This is a genomic window from uncultured Psychromonas sp., assembly GCF_947489755.1.
Taxonomy (GTDB): domain Bacteria; phylum Pseudomonadota; class Gammaproteobacteria; order Enterobacterales; family Psychromonadaceae; genus Psychromonas.
Genome location: NZ_CANLFB010000002.1, coordinates 40,754 through 58,362, shown reverse-complemented (window position 1 = coordinate 58,362; position 17,609 = coordinate 40,754). Strand labels below are relative to the sequence as shown.

At 36.8% G+C, this 17,609-nt stretch carries 15 protein-coding genes; 9 read left to right on the top strand and 6 right to left on the bottom strand.

Going from position 1 to position 17,609, the window contains the following annotated elements:
* Nucleotides 1–211 precede the first annotated feature (211 nt).
* Both Q0794_RS01455 and Q0794_RS01450 read left to right on the top strand, forming a co-directional pair.
* Nucleotides 212–544 carry a hypothetical protein gene (locus Q0794_RS01455; protein ID WP_298939637.1) on the top strand — a complete coding sequence of 111 codons (333 nt, stop codon included), beginning with the start codon at nucleotides 212–214 and terminating at the stop codon, nucleotides 542–544.
* A 5-nt stretch (nucleotides 545–549) separates the two neighbouring features.
* Entirely contained in the window at nucleotides 550–1,167 is a 618-nt protein-coding gene (locus Q0794_RS01450) for a LysE family translocator (protein WP_298939635.1), read from the top strand.
* Between the two features lie 151 nt (nucleotides 1,168–1,318).
* On the opposite strand, the gene Q0794_RS01445 is transcribed toward Q0794_RS01450, so the two are convergent.
* Together Q0794_RS01445 and Q0794_RS01440 are read right to left on the bottom strand one after the other, a co-directional pair.
* Complete coding sequence (locus tag Q0794_RS01445) at nucleotides 1,319–2,173, bottom strand: universal stress protein (protein WP_298939634.1); 855 nt, start codon at nucleotides 2,171–2,173, stop codon at nucleotides 1,319–1,321.
* A gap of 174 nt (nucleotides 2,174–2,347) precedes the next feature.
* Nucleotides 2,348–3,316 carry a magnesium transporter CorA family protein gene (locus tag Q0794_RS01440; RefSeq protein ID WP_298939632.1) on the bottom strand — a complete coding sequence of 323 codons (969 nt, stop codon included), beginning with the start codon at nucleotides 3,314–3,316 and terminating at the stop codon, nucleotides 2,348–2,350.
* 642 nt (nucleotides 3,317–3,958) lie between these two features.
* On the opposite strand from Q0794_RS01440, the gene Q0794_RS01435 reads away from it, so the two are divergent.
* From Q0794_RS01435 to Q0794_RS01425, 3 genes are all read left to right on the top strand, one after another.
* The gene (locus Q0794_RS01435) at nucleotides 3,959–4,816 is read left to right on the top strand and encodes a mechanosensitive ion channel domain-containing protein (protein ID WP_298939630.1); all 858 of its coding nucleotides are present in this window, start codon (nucleotides 3,959–3,961) and stop codon (nucleotides 4,814–4,816) included.
* A gap of 195 nt (nucleotides 4,817–5,011) precedes the next feature.
* On the top strand, nucleotides 5,012–5,872 hold the full coding sequence (locus tag Q0794_RS01430) for a mechanosensitive ion channel domain-containing protein (protein ID WP_298939628.1): 861 nt from the start codon (nucleotides 5,012–5,014) through the stop codon (nucleotides 5,870–5,872).
* 82 nt (nucleotides 5,873–5,954) lie between these two features.
* Nucleotides 5,955–7,301, top strand: a complete 1,347-nt coding sequence (locus Q0794_RS01425) for a magnesium transporter (protein ID WP_298939626.1) — start codon at nucleotides 5,955–5,957, stop codon at nucleotides 7,299–7,301.
* Between the two features lie 168 nt (nucleotides 7,302–7,469).
* Here Q0794_RS01425 and Q0794_RS01420 read toward each other — a convergent pair whose 3' ends face one another.
* Complete coding sequence (locus Q0794_RS01420; RefSeq protein WP_298939624.1) at nucleotides 7,470–8,318, bottom strand: LysR family transcriptional regulator; 849 nt, start codon at nucleotides 8,316–8,318, stop codon at nucleotides 7,470–7,472.
* Nucleotides 8,319–8,566: 248 nt separating this feature from the next.
* Between Q0794_RS01420 and rimK the strand changes: the two genes are divergently transcribed.
* The 4 genes from rimK (at nucleotide 8,567) to Q0794_RS01400 (ending at nucleotide 12,131) form a co-directional block, all read left to right on the top strand.
* The gene (gene rimK / locus Q0794_RS01415; RefSeq protein WP_137297433.1) at nucleotides 8,567–9,472 is read left to right on the top strand and encodes a 30S ribosomal protein S6--L-glutamate ligase; all 906 of its coding nucleotides are present in this window, start codon (nucleotides 8,567–8,569) and stop codon (nucleotides 9,470–9,472) included.
* Between the two features lie 4 nt (nucleotides 9,473–9,476).
* A complete protein-coding gene (locus Q0794_RS01410) occupies nucleotides 9,477–10,523 on the top strand; it encodes a succinylglutamate desuccinylase/aspartoacylase family protein (RefSeq protein ID WP_298939619.1) in 1,047 nt (348 codons plus the stop codon).
* A 2-nt stretch (nucleotides 10,524–10,525) separates the two neighbouring features.
* The gene (locus Q0794_RS01405; RefSeq protein ID WP_298939618.1) at nucleotides 10,526–10,957 is read left to right on the top strand and encodes an ATP-dependent zinc protease; all 432 of its coding nucleotides are present in this window, start codon (nucleotides 10,526–10,528) and stop codon (nucleotides 10,955–10,957) included.
* Between the two features lie 265 nt (nucleotides 10,958–11,222).
* Nucleotides 11,223–12,131, top strand: a complete 909-nt coding sequence (locus Q0794_RS01400; protein ID WP_298939617.1) for a GGDEF domain-containing protein — start codon at nucleotides 11,223–11,225, stop codon at nucleotides 12,129–12,131.
* A gap of 46 nt (nucleotides 12,132–12,177) precedes the next feature.
* Here the strand turns inward: Q0794_RS01400 and Q0794_RS01395 are convergent, their stop codons facing one another.
* From Q0794_RS01395 to Q0794_RS01385, 3 genes are all read right to left on the bottom strand, one after another.
* Nucleotides 12,178–12,681, bottom strand: coding sequence for a cytochrome b562 (locus Q0794_RS01395; RefSeq protein WP_298939616.1), 504 nt, complete (start codon nucleotides 12,679–12,681; stop codon nucleotides 12,178–12,180).
* Between the two features lie 121 nt (nucleotides 12,682–12,802).
* On the bottom strand, nucleotides 12,803–15,934 hold the full coding sequence (locus Q0794_RS01390) for an efflux RND transporter permease subunit (RefSeq protein WP_298939615.1): 3,132 nt from the start codon (nucleotides 15,932–15,934) through the stop codon (nucleotides 12,803–12,805).
* Complete coding sequence (locus Q0794_RS01385; protein ID WP_298939614.1) at nucleotides 15,931–17,604, bottom strand: efflux RND transporter periplasmic adaptor subunit; 1,674 nt, start codon at nucleotides 17,602–17,604, stop codon at nucleotides 15,931–15,933. The genes Q0794_RS01390 and Q0794_RS01385 overlap by 4 nt, the downstream gene beginning before the upstream one ends.
* Between the last annotated feature and the right edge of the window lie 5 nt (nucleotides 17,605–17,609).

Below are 17,609 nucleotides of genomic sequence, written 5' to 3'. Positions count from 1 at the left end.
TAATTTTGTTATTAACAATAAAATTTAGAAAGAAACATAATGAGTAGAAATGAATAATGGGTTCTTAAGTAAAAATAGCACTCCTATACTATTGATTTATTACTATAAGAGCGCAAAATACTTCATTTATAAAGTGATAGTGTCCTTAATAACACATTAGAAACAATAATGATTTATTACTATCAAAGGGTACTCAAAGTAGGTTTACAGTATGAAAAAATCATTAAAAGCAGTACTCGTCTCGGCTTTAATTTATCCCGGTTTAGGCCATTTTGTCTTTAAAAAATATGTTGTAGGCATTGCCTTTATTATTAGCTTTTCAATTCCTTTATTATTGCTAATTCAAGGTATGTTGGCTAAAGCAAACCAAGTAGTGTTGCAAATTCAACAAGGTGAGACGGCTTTAGATGTCACTGCTATTTCAAACTCACTGATGACAGGTTCTGATATGCAAACACTCGATACTTATACGTATATTATGTTAGCTATTTGGATAGTCAGTGTATTAGATGTTTATAGGGTTGGTCGTAAAGCGAAAGGATAGTGAATATGGAATTTGAAGTTTGGTTAACTTACGTTGTTGCTTGTTTAGTTTTAACTGCCACACCGGGACCTAGTATTTTCCTAGGTATTGTTCACTCTATTAACTACGGTTTAAAAAGAACAATATTTACCGTATTGGGTGATATCAGCGCCAATTTCATACAAATGATATTAGTGTCAATTGGTTTAGGCTTGGTGATAGCAAACTCTGAATTCGCCTTTGATATTATCAAATGGCTAGGGGCAGCGACTTTATTTTACATGGGGATCAAGATGTTACTTGCCCCCGCTAAAAGTGTTGATAAAAAAGATGATTTAGAAAAAGTACCTAATCTTCGTCTCTATATTTCAGGGTTTATGGTCGCAGCTGGCAACCCTAAAGCGATTGTCTTTTTTACTGCATTCTTTCCTCAATTTATCGATACTAGCCAACCACTCTTCCCACAAATGGCGATCATGTGTCCGACCATGGCGTTATTAGATTTCACCTTAGTCATGCTGTATGCCTTTTCTGCAAAAAAGGTATTAACAACAGGGAAAGCCAAATTACATATTATCAATAAAGTGAGTGGTGGCATTTTGGTCGGTGCGTCTGGCGCATTAGCGTTAACTAGCCGCGCTTAAAACACTTATTGATTCACGACCACTAAGGTTATCTGCAGTGGTCGTATTAAGAATATCTGCAGTGGTCGTGTTAAGAATATCTGCAGTGGTCGTGTTAAGAATATCTGCAGTGGTCGTGTTAAGAATATCTTTGCTAACGGCTGAGGCTCTTTTATTTTTTAACGAGTAAAATATCGCAAGGCAGTTCAGTTAATAAGGCCGTCGTTGTACTGCCTATCCAAAATTGCTCAAGCTTGTTTCTTGTCACTAAACCCATCACTAATATATTGCTACTATTCTTTTTTATATAAGAAGCTAACGCGACTTCAGGCACACCTTCCAACAAAATAGTCTTACCTGTAGGAATGCGATGTCTCTTAGCAAAGTCAGCCAATCCATCGCGATGCATGGACAATATTTTACTTTTATACTTAACCAATACTGACGTCACATGATAACAATGAGCCACTGACCAAGTGGCTTTTAACTGCCTAGCCCAACTTTCACTTAAATCAGCAATATGTTTATCAGTCGTTGTAATGCTGGCATGTTCATGCAAAGGATCAACAGCGCCAATCACGCTTAATGGATATTTCCAAGCTTGCTTATTAAGCAATAAAACTGGTGCTTTGATATCAGTTAATCGCTGGAAAATAGAGTGTCTTTTATCGACGACGTTATCTTCAATCACCACGAGACTCTTTTGATTATTATTAACTTCAGTATTTAACACTTTCAGGTAATCAGCTGATGAATTGATAGTGATTTCAACATCAATTGCATTCATGGTAAAAAATTTAATTAATTGCACTTTTTTAGTTTCAATTTTTTGCATCAATTCATCTGATAACAGTTCTTTGTCATTAAACAAATGCCAGTAACCACGCCCCTTTAATTGCGCACTTGCATCGATGATGATTTTAATCGATTGTTGATGAGGTGGGATGAGGTGAACCATCTTATCCAATGACGTTGTTTGATAATAAAATCGACTGTCAATGAACCAAATAAACTGCTCTGTAATCATTATATAAATCCATATAGGAAAGGGTTAATCGAATATTATGAACAAACACAAAAGTGTCTTGATAGTAAAGAGTAGATGATTAAATACATCTACTCTTATCTTTTCTGAACGAATAAAGCACCTAGCCAAACAACTCATTAAACCTAGACGTCATCACCGATGCTAACAATACGCTTATAGCCAACGTTTTTTCTTAAACAACATCACTAAGCTTATTGAAATGAAGCCCATAAAACTCAATAGATAATAATAGCCATTAGCGACTTTTAGCTCAGGAATATACTCGAAGTTCATGCCGTACAGTCCCGCTAAAAAACCTAATGGAATGAAGATCGCAGTGATCACCGTCAATACTCGCATCGTGGCATTCAGCTGATGTGAGGCAACAGATAAATAACCATTCACTAAATCACTACAAATATCATAATGCATCTGTGACAAACTCAATAAACGTTCAATACGTTCATGCACGTCAGTCACCGTATGAAGATCTGCTTGATTAATAATAGGCGTTTCATCTGTGACTAGAATCTTCAACTCGCTGCCAATATTACTGTGGTAGTTAAAGGTACGTTTTAGTTTGGTTAATCGTGAACGATACAAGGTAATTTCTTGCATCATTTTATCATCCCCACCCATTTGAAATTGATCTTCAATTGATTCTAATTTTTCTTCAAATTCAAAGAGCTTTTGTAAATAAATACCACAGCTATAATGAAAAACTCTTAAGGCTAATGTAATAGGGCTTTTTACTAAATACTTTTCACCTTCTTCACTGAATAACTTATCAATAGAAATTGATTTTTTAGCATGCGATGTAATCACAATATTAGTCCCAACAAACATCGCGATCTGTAAATGATCAAACACGAGATCATCACCAGGATGATAAATACCGCGATAAAGCATAAAGATATAGTTATCAAATAATTCAATTTTTGGGGGATGACGATCGCGTTGCGCATCACTTATTGCTAATGAATGACAACCCAAACTTTTCAATAACTTGAGTTCTTCAGGCTGATCATGAGAATCAAAATCGACCCATAGCGAATCACTTGGGTTTTGTTTCCACATCTCAATTAATGATTCATCACCATAAGTACATGTCTTATCTGACTTTAATAACATACATCTGATCATAACTTTCTCTTTCTATGATTAAAATAGTGCTTAATACGCGGCGTATAGTGATCTACCTTTGGCTGTTAGTCACCTTTTAATATCTTTTACTTATCTTTTAAAATGCCTTTTTATGACCTTTGCATAGCCGATAAATATAAATTTTTTTGTTTCAGTAAAGGTTATAGACTTTATTCCAAATTTATAACAATTATTCGTTGAAATATGTCACTAGACATCATTATTTAGATAGCCATTGTATTATGTATTTTACAATCAACTCTCTTGTCAGGTTTAAATATAGCCTTATTTTCGCTGATCAGGTGACAGCTTGAAGTGAAATCCAGCAAAGGAATATAACTGCGTAATACTTCTAATTTTTTGTTAACCACACTCATTGATATTGATATGAAGAAATAAACATGTATAACAAGCCATCACATATCGATTACCTTTTTGAGTTAACACCTCGAACCAATAAAAGCAGATATTAACGACTTATAAGCTAATATAACAATATCAGTAACAGTACCAATATTCGTATCAGCAACAATGAGGTAGCAAGCTTTAAAGCACTGTTCAATACTCCCAAAATAACGAAGGCTTCCGCAAACTAATACAATTAACTTGTTGACGAATAAAAAGAGCTTAAAGGAACATTACATGGACTTATCACAAATTAACGAAATACTATCTTACAAACTCATTACCATCTCAGGCCAAGCGATTACCTTGTCCCATATATTACTCATCCCTGCAGTTATATTAATAGGTATTCTCTTAACGCGATGGGTGGCTAAATTAATTACCAAACGCCTAATTTCTAAAAAAGTCGACCCTAATGTCGTTCACTTATTGCTACGTGTTTTTTATGTGATAGCGATGGCTATCCTATTAGTCACAACATTAGAATTGATTAACGTGCCGATTACTGCATTTGCCTTTTTATCGGGTGCAATAGCGATTGGTGTGGGGTTTGGTGCGCAAAACATTATTAACAACTTCATCAGTGGTTGGATTTTAATGTGGGAACGTCCAATACGCATCGGTGATTTTTTAGAAGTAGAATCAGCAAAAGGTGTCGTTGAAGAAATTAATACACGTTCAACACGTATCCGCCGTGTCGATGGTGTTCATTTGCTTATTCCGAATAGTAAATTATTAGAAAATACCGTCGTTAACTGGACATTAATTGATAGTTTAGTCAGGACATCCGTCACTGTCGGTGTTGCTTATGGCTCTCCCGCTAAAAAAGTAGCTGAACTTATTATGCAAGCAACAACAGATCAGAAAAGAATAGTAGAAAGCCCTGCGCCTGTGGTTACTTTTGAAGATTTTGGTGATAATGCACTGATGTTTGAAGTCACCTTTTGGTTAGACTCTAACGCTGAAGGTGGTTTAAGGGTAATGCGTAGTAATATTCGTTTTCGTCTTGAAGAGTTGTTTGAAGAACATAATATTGTTGTTGCTTATCCACAAAGAGACCTGCATATAGATGGTTCATTAACTATTAATAAATAAAAAGTAAAAAGCAACTTTGGGTTAATAACCGAGTCTTAACACTCTATTTAATGCCCCTTACACTACGATTCATCTGTGAACGCATGTAACGATATAAGTAACTAGCAGTAGTAATAAAGTAAGTTATTGTTAAAATTAGAAAAATAAAAAACAGTTAGATAAAAAATAATAGAAAATTTAAGCGGATACCCCATTATGTTTGAAAAAATATCATCAATCGATTTAAGTACAAATGCCTTTTTTCAAGCGCTGATCCACAGTAATAGTGTCTTAACTATCGCCCTTATTTTAGTGTTAATGAGCAGTAAAATTTATATTTTAAAATTACTGCAACAAAAAGGTAAATCGAATAAACGCTTAAAAATGAATATTGTAAATAACACCATCACTATCTTAATTTTGATTGGTATTTTTAATATTTGGGCAGATGAATTCCATGAGTTTGCCATCTCTATTGCCGCTTTTGTCGTGGCGATTGTGATTGCAACGAGAGAGTTTATTCAATGCTTTATCGGATTTTTATATATTGTATCTAGCCGCCCTTTTCGTATCGGTGATTGGATACAAGTCGGTGATTATTATGGTGAAGTACATTCAATTGATTGGGCAAAACTCACCTTATTAGAAGTTAATATTGATTCCTACGAATACACTGGGAAAACGCTTTATGTTCCTAACAGTAAGTTAATTACGTCGTCGATTAAAAACTTAAACTTCTTAAAACGTTATGCCATGCACCACTTCACTATCACACGAGATGGCAGTGTTAATCCGTTTATTTTTTTAGATGAGTTATATGAAAAAGCACACGGTTATTGCGCCGACTTTAATGACGTTGCAATCCGCTACAACCAGCTCATTGAAAATCGCTTAGATGTTCATATTGCAGGCCCAGAGCCGCACATACAGGTTGCCACTTCTGACATTGGCGATACACAACTCATCTTTACTATTTTCTGTCCCACTGAGCGTGCATTAGAAATTGAGCAGTGTTTAACAGGTGATTTTATGAGGCTGTGGTTTGAACAACAGCAACTGATAAAACAAAATAATTAATGTAACCGTGTCCTGACCAATCAATATAAATGACTACGTTATAGTCTGAATTAAAAGCCCCAAACAATAAAAAGGAGGGTTTATGTCATTAGAATTATTACCCGATTATATTGAAAAAATTAATAACTACTTTGAAAACGAAACGGATATTAAAGAAGTCATCCTCGAAGTAGAACAAGAATTATCCGACGAACAAATTTCTGTTTTATTAGAATCATTTCCTATCAAACTCAGAATGAGTATATGGGCGACGTTCACTGATGAAACACAACAAAATGTGTTCATTGAGATGAAACCTGAGTCTAGGGAATTAATATTAAATGCTTGTGATGACGAGCTTTGCTTCCCACTTTTAACAAAATTAGACGCGGTTGATTTATTAGAACTATCTGAAAGTTTAAATGATCGATTTATCGATTACGCTGTTAGTAAAATGACAGCGAAACAGCGTAGTCTTTATAAAAAGTCCTGTGATTATGCATTAGATGAAGTAGGCCATTGGCAAAACTTTACGGAAGTTCAAATCCCACAGCAATTGAAACTTTCAGCCGTTAAAAAGGTATGTAGCAAAAACTTACCTACCTTTACTGATGTTATTTATATTGTCGACGATAATGCCGTTTTGATTGGCGAAATAGCCCTTAATGCGGTCTTTAAAGCAGAGAATGAAGAACAATATGAAAGCTTTATTAATACTGATATTGAATACATTTCTAGCAATGATGATATTGCGATTGCATCAGATAAATTAATTGATTCAGATACGTCTGCATTACCCGTTATCGATGAAAATCGCTGCTTAACAGGCCGTTTAGACTTACCGACAGCCTATCGTTACAGAGAACAAATCGCTGAAACACAATTAATTCAAGCAGCAGGTTTAGTGGAAGAAGAAGATCTATTTGGTAATGTATGGCAAAGCTCTAAAAACCGTGCAGTTTGGTTAGGTATTAACTTAGTTACTGCTTTTTTAGCCTCATGGTTTATTGGTTTGTTTGAAGCGACTATCCAACAAGTTGTGGCATTAGCGGTCTTAATGCCAGTCGTTGCATCAATGGGCGGCATATCAGGCAGCCAGACGATTACTTTAATTATTCGAGGGTTAGCATTAGGGCAAATCAATGATGCCAACAAAAAAGATATTATTGCAAAAGAGCTTAAAGTCGGCGCGATTAACGGCGTGTTATGGGCCATTGTAATCGGTGCAATCACCTTTATTTGGTTTGATAATCCACTACTCTCACTGACTATCTTTATTTCTATCTTAGGCAACATCCTTATCGCTTCACTATCGGGCGTATGGGTTCCTTGGATGTTAAGTAAATTTAATATTGATCCTGCTTTATCTGGTTCAGTGGTATTAACCACGGTAACGGATATTTTCGGATTTATTGTGTTCTTAGGGTTAGGTAGTTTATTACTGCTATAGAAAAACGATAAAAAACCTTTAAAGAATTTTAGAAGCCCTAATATCACCTCACATAACACTTAGTTGATTAAATTAAGCGTTATAAAAGAGACTGATGTTAGGGCTTTTTTCATACTATTTAGCGATTAAATAAAGCTAAGTGATGAACAATAGTAGAGCTGTTATAGGCTAGGTTCTTACATGTGGAAAAAGCTGTAAAACTTGCTCGATCATGTCAATTTTTTGATTCTTCGCAAGATAACTTGCATAAATTTCACGCTTAAATACAGGTGCTTCATCAACAAGAAAAAGCTGATTGCTTTTAAGGTATTCAAAGGTAATTTGTCGTGGTAAATAAGCAGCCCCACCAGCATCTAAAATGAAGTTAAGTGCAATTCTAGGCTGGCTCATAAAATGTTTAGCTTCAGGTGCATCTTGAAACTCTCTCAAATACTGTGCAGTAATCGATTCCCCATAATCCACCATAATAAAGTCTGTTAACGCAGCAGAACTATCAACATGGTCAGGGTTAGTGGTGACTAGATGTAAAGGGACTGTGGCAACTTTTTCCGACACAATTTCACCCACAAAAGTCGGATCAAACAAAAAAGCGATATCAATAACGCGGTTCAACAAACTTTTTCTTAACTCTGGTGCACTATAAGTACTGGTTAATAAACTAACATCTTCGACATTAAGATGGATTTTATGTAGCCAGTTTTGCAGAACGATATCCCAAATGGTACTTGTCGCCCCCACTACTAATTGCATTGAATGTTGTGCTGTTATGCCAACATCTTGTTTGGTTTTTTGCCACATAAAGATTAATTCATTAGCATGCTTAATCAAGCGGTGCCCTTCTGGCGTTAACTTTAAGTGTTTTTTACTGCGGTCAAATAACAATACACCTAAGTCTTCTTCCAATAACTTAATACGCGCACTCACTGCAGATTGAGTAATAAATAGATTTTCTGAAGCAATACGAAAATGTAATGAACGGCTTACTTCTAAAAAGGTTTTTAATAACTCTATTTTCATGCACTTACCCACTAATCAAAAATTTTAATCAAAGACCATAAAACAATTAATTTTATTATATAGCGTTTTGTTTATACACTCCACGCACTTAATTTGAGTTCAGATTAAAAACACTTATAACAGTGAATATAGCAGGTGTACTTTGTTGCATAAGTCTTTATTAAACTCAGGTTTTTCGGTATTTGCGATAGTTGCCTTGATGGTTTTCGTCGCCCCATATTAGTGATACTTACACAGGAATTATATTGATGAAAATTGCAATCTTATCTAGAAACCCGAAGCTATATTCTACTCGTCGTTTAAAAGAAGCGGGCGAAGCACAAGGTCATGAAGTCGACATTATCGATACATTACATTGTTATATGGACATCACAAGCAGCCGCCCTACTGTTCGTTACCACGGTGAAGAATTACCACAATACGATGCGATTATTCCACGTATTGGTGCGTCAGTTACTTTCTATGGCACCGCGGTCGCGCGTCAATTTGAAATGATGGGTACTTTTAATATCAATGAATCTGTTGCTATTAGCCGTTCACGTGACAAGTTACGCTCAATGCAATTATTGTCTCGTAAAGGTATTGGTATGCCACGTACTGGCTTTGCAAATAAACCAGATAACATTAAAGATTTAATTAAAAATGTAGGTGGTGCCCCCGTAGTTATCAAGTTACTTGAAGGGACACAAGGCATCGGCGTAGTACTTGCTGATACCGCTAAAGCAGCTGAAAGTATCATTGAAGCCTTCATGGGTTTAAAAGCAAATATTTTAGTGCAAGAGTTCATCAAAGAAGCTGGCGGTGCAGATATCCGTTGTTTAGTGATCGGCGGCCGTGTTGTGGCTGCGATGAAACGTCAAGGTGCAGAAGGTGAATTCCGCTCTAATTTACACCGTGGCGGTTCAGCTGTTGTGGTTAAATTAACCAAAGAAGAACGTGAAACAGCGGTTAATGCAGCTAAAATAATGGGCTTAAATTTCTGTGGTGTTGACTTATTACGCTCAGAAAATGGCCCAATGGTCATGGAAGTAAATTCATCACCAGGCCTTGAAGGTATTGAGAAAGCAACAGGTATGGATATTGCTGGAATGGTATTTGATTTTATTGAAAAAAGACCAAAAACAATCACTAATAAAACACGTGGTAAAGGATAAATACATGAAAACATTACGCATAGGCGATTTTGACATTTTACCGGGTACTCAGTGCAAAATTGAGTTGCCTGTAGCAAAGTTATATACCGATGCAGATGTTTCATTACCGGTACAAATTATTCGCGGCACAAAAGATGGCCCCACCATTTTTATTAGTGCGGCAGTACACGGTGATGAATTAAACGGTATTGAAATCATTAGACGTTTAATTAATAAACCTAACTTTAAAATTATTAGAGGTACCGTAATCGCGGTACCCATGGTCAATGTTTACGGTGTAGTGAACCAAAGTCGTTACATGCCAGATCGCCGCGATTTAAATCGCTGCTTTCCAGGTTCGGCAAAAGGATCATTAGCCGCGCGTGTTGCACATATATTCTTAACACAAATTGTTAAACATTGTGATTACGGTATTGATTTACATACGGGAGCTATTCATCGTTCTAACTTGCCTCAAATTCGTGGTGATATGAACGATGCTGAAACCAAAGAACTAGCACAAGTATTTGCCGTGCCTGTGATTTTGCACTCAAATGTTGTGGACGGCTCTTTACGTGAATCCGCTGTAGATAATGGCACTAAAGTATTACTGTATGAAGCAGGTGAGGCGTTACGTTTTGATGACTTTTCGATTCATGCTGGCATTAAAGGGATAGAGAATGTTTTACGTCACCTTAATATGATGCGTAAAGTTACCTCTAAACGAAAATTAAAAGAACCTTATATTGCTAATAGCAGTGGTTGGTTACGCGCTAATGCAAGCGGTGTTGTAAAGCATTTAGTTGAATTAGGAGACCGTGTCACGATTGGCGATAAACTTGCGGAAATTGGCAGCCCTTATGGTGAGATTTTAGGGATTGTTAAAGCAACTAGATCGGGTATTTTAATCGGTCAGCAAAACATACCTTTAGTACAAGAAGGCGAGGCAATGTTCCATATTGCTTACTTTAAAGAAGATGATGAAGCGGTGTATGAACACATTGAATCAGTACAAGATTTCTTACGTCCTGAAGATGCGCATAACCCTCAACATATAATTGGAGACAAGTAATAATGCAATCTAAAGATAAAATGATTATTGGCCGCTTGGAGTCGATTGCATTACCAGAACTAGGCATTAAAGATATGCAAGTACGTGTTGATACCGGCGCTAAAACATCGTCGTTACATGTTGATAATATAGTGAAATATATGGAGTCTGGTATACCTTGGGTGAAGTTTGATATTCACCCTGATATTCATAACGTGAAAAAGCTTATTTCATGTAAAGCCGTGCTCAGTGATATTCGTAAAATAAAGTCATCTAACGGAACCTCTGAAGAGCGTTATGTAATAGAAACAGCGATGACCTTAGGAAAAGAAACGTGGCCCATTGAGATCACTTTAACTGACCGTACTGATATGAACTATTTAATGTTATTTGGACGAGAAGCCATTGGTAAGCGTTTATTAGTAGACCCATCAAAGGTATTTCTAGCGAAATAGACGTTTATTGCTACGAAGAAAATAAAGCAAAGACTGATCAGAGAGGTTTATATTAATTTATATAAACCTCTTTTTTATTGAGAAACGACCATTTTTATTGATAAACAACCATTATAAAAATGCTTATATGCCACCTATGAGTAACCTCTATAAACAATATTTATAAGAAACATGCATGAATAAAAATGCACATTAACATGATTATAATGACGATAACCTGCATAATAAGCATTCTTTAATCATTTTATTGAGTAGAAAACAGCCCATGGCAGATAAGCGTTTACATTTAATTGTTGTCACTAATGATAATGATTTTTTCTATTGGATAGCTTCAACTATCCGAGTTTCAAACCTTATCATCGAAACAATAAACCAAGTGGCTGTTGATGCTATTTCAGATATAAAAGTCATTAGTGATAGCGACCAACTACTGATTATTGAAGATAAAATCTATTCAAAACACTTCACGAAAATTAGCCAGACTTTTTCCTCTATTGAGCATGAATTGCCATTATTAGTGGTTACCGAAGCTTATAACAATACTATGAGCAAAATTAATGCTTTCGCTATTATTGATACTATCGTAAAACCAAGCTTATCGATCCACTCTTTAGAACACGCTATTTGCTCTTTATTAAAAGACTATAAATTAACGCAAAGACTTAAAAGGCTCGCTCACTATGATTCGTTAACAGGAGCGGCTAATCGCTATTTGTTTGATGACAGAATGTCGGAAGCTTTGAAGAAGGCTAAGCGAGAGAAACAAGCTTTCTCATTGTTATTCTTTGACCTTAATGCTTTTAAATCAGTTAACGATAATTATGGGCATGAGGTGGGCGATTTATTACTTAAGCATTTTGTCTCACAGCTTAATAAAGTCAGAAGAGAAACAGATACCTTGGCGAGGCTAGGTGGTGATGAGTTTTGTATGCTATTACCTAACACCGATAAACCTAGCTTATTAAAACTTGTAGACAGAATTAAAGAAGCCTTTTTATTACCACTAGTGGACTTAGGGATTAAACTACATATTCAATCAGCAATAGGTGGCGTTAATATTCAAAACCAAAGTATCAGTTTATTAAGCCCTAAAGAGATTTTAAAAATAGCAGATAAATGTGTTTATGAAGCAAAGAAAACCTCAGAAACACATTTGGTATTAGAGACTATTTAGTGTGTTTTAATAACACTCACTTTTTAACATTGATGACTGATGTTAATTATTTACAGTTCTGACGAAATGCGTTGTGACCTTGTTTCTGTTGTTGCTTTACTTTAGCTAACAGAGCTTCAATTTCAACTTTATCATTGGTTTCACTCAGTGCTTTAAAAGTTGCGTTCAAATCTTGCATCTCTTTTTGATACAGAGCGAATTTTACTTTTTGATCTGCACTTACTTCACCTTTGCTATCAGCATCATGATGGCTTGCTTTAGAGATAACAACGGGTGTCAACTGCTCTGCCTTTGCACTGAGTTTTAATAACTCATTCGCATGCTCCTTCATCTCTGCTTGGTCTTCAGAATTAAAGCTTTTGTTATACGCTCTTAGCTCACTTTTCATGTACTTCATCATATCGCCTAGCTCAGTATCTTTAATCTCACAATGTTCTTCATGAGCAAAAGCTTGGCTCATTGGTAGTGATAAAAATAATGTTGCCGCTAGAGATAAAGCGAGTTTGTTTCTTTTAATTCTCGTAGTGCTAGTCATCGCAGTTTTAATCATGTTAGTCATGTCCTGTAAAATATGTGTTGTCAGTAAGTCGGCTTAGTCATGGGGGAAACTACAAGTTGAAGCTAATGATTAACAATTAACTTCAACCTAAAATACCAATTTAAGTAATCACTCAGTCTTTAATATATAGCTGATGACGTAAGCTTACTTTTTTCCATTGGAAATATACAGCAGGTAAAATCAATAGCGTTAAAATAATTGCACTGACCATTCCGCCAATCATCGGTGTTGCAATTCGTTGCATCACTTCAGAGCCAGTACCGTCACCGTACATAATAGGCACTAAACCAATCACAACCGTTGCTACCGTCATCATCACCGGACGGACGCGTAAACCAGCGCCTTCCATAACAGCATCCTTTAAATCTACAACAGAAAACTGTTCAAGACGTTCCGATCTTTTAGTTGCTAACGATTGGTTTAAATATAATAACATGATCACACCTATCTCAATCGATACGCCAGCCAAAGCAATGAAACCAACACCAACCGCAATCGAGAAGTTAAACCCAAGTATGAACATCAACCAAATACCGCCCATTAACGCAAAAGGTAAGGTAGATAGAATCAATAAGACTTCGCCAACACGTCTAAAGGCTAAATAAAGCAAAATAATAATGATCAAAATAGTAATAGGGATCACCTTCGCTAAACGCGCATTGGCTTTTTCCATGTACTCATATTGACCAGACCAAAGTAATGAATAACCCACTGGTAAATTAACTTGGTCGTTCACAATATCACGCGCTTCATTAACATAAGAGCCCAAATCACGACCTTCAATATCAACAAATATCCAACCATTTAAACGTGCGTTTTCTGTTTTTATCATCGGTGCGCCCGATTCAATATAAACCCTAGCGACATCATTTAAACTAATGGTCATTTTTGAAGGGGTAATAATAGGCAATGATTTAAGCGCAGAAACGGAATCACGATAATCATTAGGGTAACGTAAATTAACAGGGTAACGTTCTAACCCTTCAATGGTTTCAGTAATATTTTGACCACCAATCGCAACAGCGACTAGCTGCTGAATTTCAGCAATATTAAGTCCATAACGTCCTGCTTTTTCACGATCAATATCCACTTTCACATAACGTCCACCACTAACACGTTCAGCATACACAGAAGCTGTGCCAGGGACGTCTTTTAAGATCTGCTCGACTTGTTTACCTATTTTTTCAATTTCAGCTAAGTCTCCACCAGCGATTTTGATACCAATAGGCGTTTTAATACCCGTTGCTAACATATCGATACGTGTTTTAATTGGCATTACCCAAGCATTGGTTAACCCTGGGAACTGAATTAAACTATCAAGTTCCTGTTTTAACTTGTCTTTAGTCATGCCTGCTCGCCATTCACTTTTAGGCTTAAATTGAATCGTCGTTTCAATCATGGTTAACGGCGCAGGATCGGTTGCGGTTTCTGCACGGCCAATTTTCCCCCATACCGTTTTAACTTCTGGTACGGTTTTAATGAGTTTATTAGTTTGCTGAAGTATTTGACGCGCTTTACCCACCGACACACCTGGGTAAGTAGTTGGCATATACATTAAATCGCCTTCATCTAACGGCGGTATAAATTCACTACCAATTTTATTTACCGGATAGAAACCCACTGCTAATAAACACAAAGCAAAAACAATCAATAACTTAGGAAAACGTAAACCAAAAGTTAAAAATGGTTTATAAATAGCGACCACTAAACGGTTTAAAGGGTTTTTATGTTCAGGGAGTACTTTACCGCGAATGAAATAGCCCATTAAGACAGGAATCAAAGTAATCGCTAAACCAGCGGATGCGGCCATTGCATAGGTTTTAGTGAAAGCGAGTGGTGAAAACATCTTACCTGATTGCCCTTCTAACGCAAAAACAGGTAAGAAACTGAAGGTAATAATTAATAATGAAAAGAATAAAGCAGGCCCGACTTCCGTTGCCGCTTTAGCAATAACCTGCCAACGATTGTCATCGGTCAGTTCCGTTTTTTCCATATGTTTATGCACATTTTCAATCATCACGATCGCACCATCGACCATCGCACCGATCGCAATCGCAATCCCGCCTAATGACATGATATTCGCGTTAATGCCTTGCCACGACATAATAATAAACGCGACAAAAATCCCCACAGGTAAACTGAGTAACACCACGAGTGACGAGCGAAAGTGAAATAGGAAAGCAGCGCAGACTAAAACCACCACAAAAAATTCTTCAAGTAGCTTATCGTAAAGGTTTTCTACCGCTGAATTTATCAGTTCAGAACGGTCATAAGTTGGAATAATTTCTACTCCATCAGGTAAACCCTTTTGTAATTCATTTAATTTATCTTTAACCGCTTCGATTACCCCTTGGGCATTTTCACCAAAGCGCATCACCACTACACCACTGACCACTTCACCTTCACCATTAAGTTCAGTAATACCACGGCGCATTTGTGGCCCTAAACGAATTTCAGCCACATCACTTAATAATAAAGGTGTACCTTGTTCATTAACGCGTAAAGGGATTGTTTTAAGGTCATCAATAGAAGAGATGTAACCAGAAGTCCGTACCATGTATTCGGCTTCAGCCATCTCTATCACACTCGCACCAGATTCTTGGTTGGCACTTTTAATCGCGTTGCTAATAGTGGTGAGCGACAGGTTGTAAGCACGTAACTTATTAGGATCAACACGGACTTGATACTGTTTCACCATGCCGCCAACGGTAGCTACTTCAGATACACCTGCAACGGTTTGTAGTTCAAATTTTAAGAACCAATCTTGTAAACTACGTAATTCACTTAAATCGTGTTGTCCGGTTTTATCAACTAGCGCATAGCTAAAGATCCAACCAACCCCCGTTGCATCAGGTCCTAGCGCTGACCTTGCTTGTGGTGGTAAATTCGGTGCAACTTGTGACAAGTATTCAAGCACTCGTGAACGTGCCCAATAGATATCTGTATCGTCATCAAAAATGATATAAACATAAGAATCACCAAAGAATGAATACCCTCGAACAGTCACTGCACCGGGCACACTTAACATCGCAGTGGTTAATGGGTAAGTCACTTGATCTTCAACTACTTGTGGTACTTGACCAGGATAAGTCGTTTTAATAATTACTTGTACATCGGATAAATCGGGTAAAGCATCAATCGGTGTTTTTTGTAATGAGAAAACACCATAAGCGACAATCACAGCGGTCATCAACAACACCATGATGCGATTTTTTATCGACCAATTAATAACGTGAGCAATCATAATGTCATCACCCTTTCGCTAGTGTACAAAGGAGATGTTTGTAGCGCACCTACTTCTATTGAATCTAAATCTTCTGTGCTATTCAAATCTTCTGTGCTATTCAAATCTTCTGTGCTATTCAAATCTTCTGAGCTATCTAGGTCGTCAGAATCATCTTCTCCATTTAAGTAATCAGATGTTTCTTTAAGACGCATCGCCTTCTGATCCATCTCATTTTGCTCTTCTAACATACGATCAAAATCAGCACTGATGCTCGACTCACTATCTAATAAAAATTGTGCCGAAGTCACTATTTTTTGCCCAACGTCAAGACCAGATAATATTTCGATCGTTTGTTGATTCTCAATACCGACTTTAACCAGTACAGACCTAAACTTACCGTCGCCCATCGCTAATACAACACGATTCATGTTACCTGCATAAATCACTGCTTCACGTGGTATGTATAAACGTTCTTCATCCATTTTAGGCGTGATAACAACCGATGAAAACATATTAGGTTTAAGCATTTGATTAGGGTTATCAAACTGTAATCTGACACGAAGCGTACGATTACTTTCGCTCATTTCAGGATAGATAAATCCTACTTTCCCTACCCACTCTTTACCCGGGAAATAATCTAATGTCATGCTCGCCATATCGCCTAATTTGATCAAAGAGACTTGTGCGGCGAACACTTCAACATCGACCCAAACGGTATCTAAATTAACGGCAGTCATCACCGTGGTAGAAGGCGAAATAAACGCACCTTCATTAACGTTTAAGTTCGTAATAGTGCCTTTCTTAGGGGCATAAATATCAATACGTTGCGCTACTTTCCTAGATTTAATCAATTGATTAATTTGCCAAGTACTAATACCTAATACCTTTAAGCGCGCTTTTGATGAACCAATTAATGCACTACGATTTAATTTAACAGCATTCAACAACGACTCTTGTGCTTTCACTAGTTCAGGCGAATAAAGTGAATATAGCTTTTGCCCTTCTTTTACTTCAACACCAACCGACTTAACGTATAATTTCTCTATCCAACCTGACACACGGCTATTGATTTGCCATAACGCATCTTGATTCGCTTGTACGCTGCCTAAGCTGTTAATATTTAAATCAAACGTACCTTTTTTTACCATCGCAGTACGTACGCCAAGGTTATTTTCTACGGCAGGAGAAATAGTTACAGTGCCCTCTTCGTTATTACCATTATCTTCTTCATACACAGGTACTAAATCCATTCCCATTGGAGACTGACCAGGCTTATCTCGACGGTAGTTTGCATCCATTGGTGCAACCCAGTATTTAATTTTTGGCTCTGCTTTTTCCTGCTCTTCATAAACGGGGACTAAATCCATGCCCATTGGCGATTGACCTGGTTTGTCACGACGATAGTTTGCATCCATCGGTGCAACCCAGTATTTAACTTTAGGTTCCGTTTTAGACTCAGCTTTCTTTTTTTCAGCATAAACAGGCACTAAATCCATACCCATTGGCGACTGCCCTGGTTTGTCACGACGATAGTTTGCATCCATTGGTGCAACCCAATATAGAATGTCAGGTTGCTCGTTTGATCTTGTATCACTCATTCCTAAATGTAATATTCCACTTTGGTTTACAAAAAAACCAATGCCGAATCCTGCTGATAAAACTGCGATCAGTAATAATATAGTGCGCATAATTT

Coding starts and splice junctions, on each gene's coding strand:
- Q0794_RS01400 (WP_298939617.1), top strand. CDS start 11,223: ATGGCAGATAAGCGTTTACATTTAATTGTTGTCACTAATGATAATGAT.
- Q0794_RS01440 (WP_298939632.1), bottom strand. CDS start 3,316: ATGATCAGATGTATGTTATTAAAGTCAGATAAGACATGTACTTATGGT.
- Q0794_RS01410 (WP_298939619.1), top strand. CDS start 9,477: ATGAAAACATTACGCATAGGCGATTTTGACATTTTACCGGGTACTCAG.
- Q0794_RS01425 (WP_298939626.1), top strand. CDS start 5,955: ATGTCATTAGAATTATTACCCGATTATATTGAAAAAATTAATAACTAC.
- rimK (WP_137297433.1), top strand. CDS start 8,567: ATGAAAATTGCAATCTTATCTAGAAACCCGAAGCTATATTCTACTCGT.
- Q0794_RS01390 (WP_298939615.1), bottom strand. CDS start 15,934: ATGATTGCTCACGTTATTAATTGGTCGATAAAAAATCGCATCATGGTG.
- Q0794_RS01450 (WP_298939635.1), top strand. CDS start 550: ATGGAATTTGAAGTTTGGTTAACTTACGTTGTTGCTTGTTTAGTTTTA.
- Q0794_RS01395 (WP_298939616.1), bottom strand. CDS start 12,681: ATGATTAAAACTGCGATGACTAGCACTACGAGAATTAAAAGAAACAAA.
- Q0794_RS01435 (WP_298939630.1), top strand. CDS start 3,959: ATGGACTTATCACAAATTAACGAAATACTATCTTACAAACTCATTACC.
- Q0794_RS01420 (WP_298939624.1), bottom strand. CDS start 8,318: ATGAAAATAGAGTTATTAAAAACCTTTTTAGAAGTAAGCCGTTCATTA.
- Q0794_RS01385 (WP_298939614.1), bottom strand. CDS start 17,604: ATGCGCACTATATTATTACTGATCGCAGTTTTATCAGCAGGATTCGGC.
- Q0794_RS01445 (WP_298939634.1), bottom strand. CDS start 2,173: ATGATTACAGAGCAGTTTATTTGGTTCATTGACAGTCGATTTTATTAT.
- Q0794_RS01405 (WP_298939618.1), top strand. CDS start 10,526: ATGCAATCTAAAGATAAAATGATTATTGGCCGCTTGGAGTCGATTGCA.
- Q0794_RS01430 (WP_298939628.1), top strand. CDS start 5,012: ATGTTTGAAAAAATATCATCAATCGATTTAAGTACAAATGCCTTTTTT.
- Q0794_RS01455 (WP_298939637.1), top strand. CDS start 212: ATGAAAAAATCATTAAAAGCAGTACTCGTCTCGGCTTTAATTTATCCC.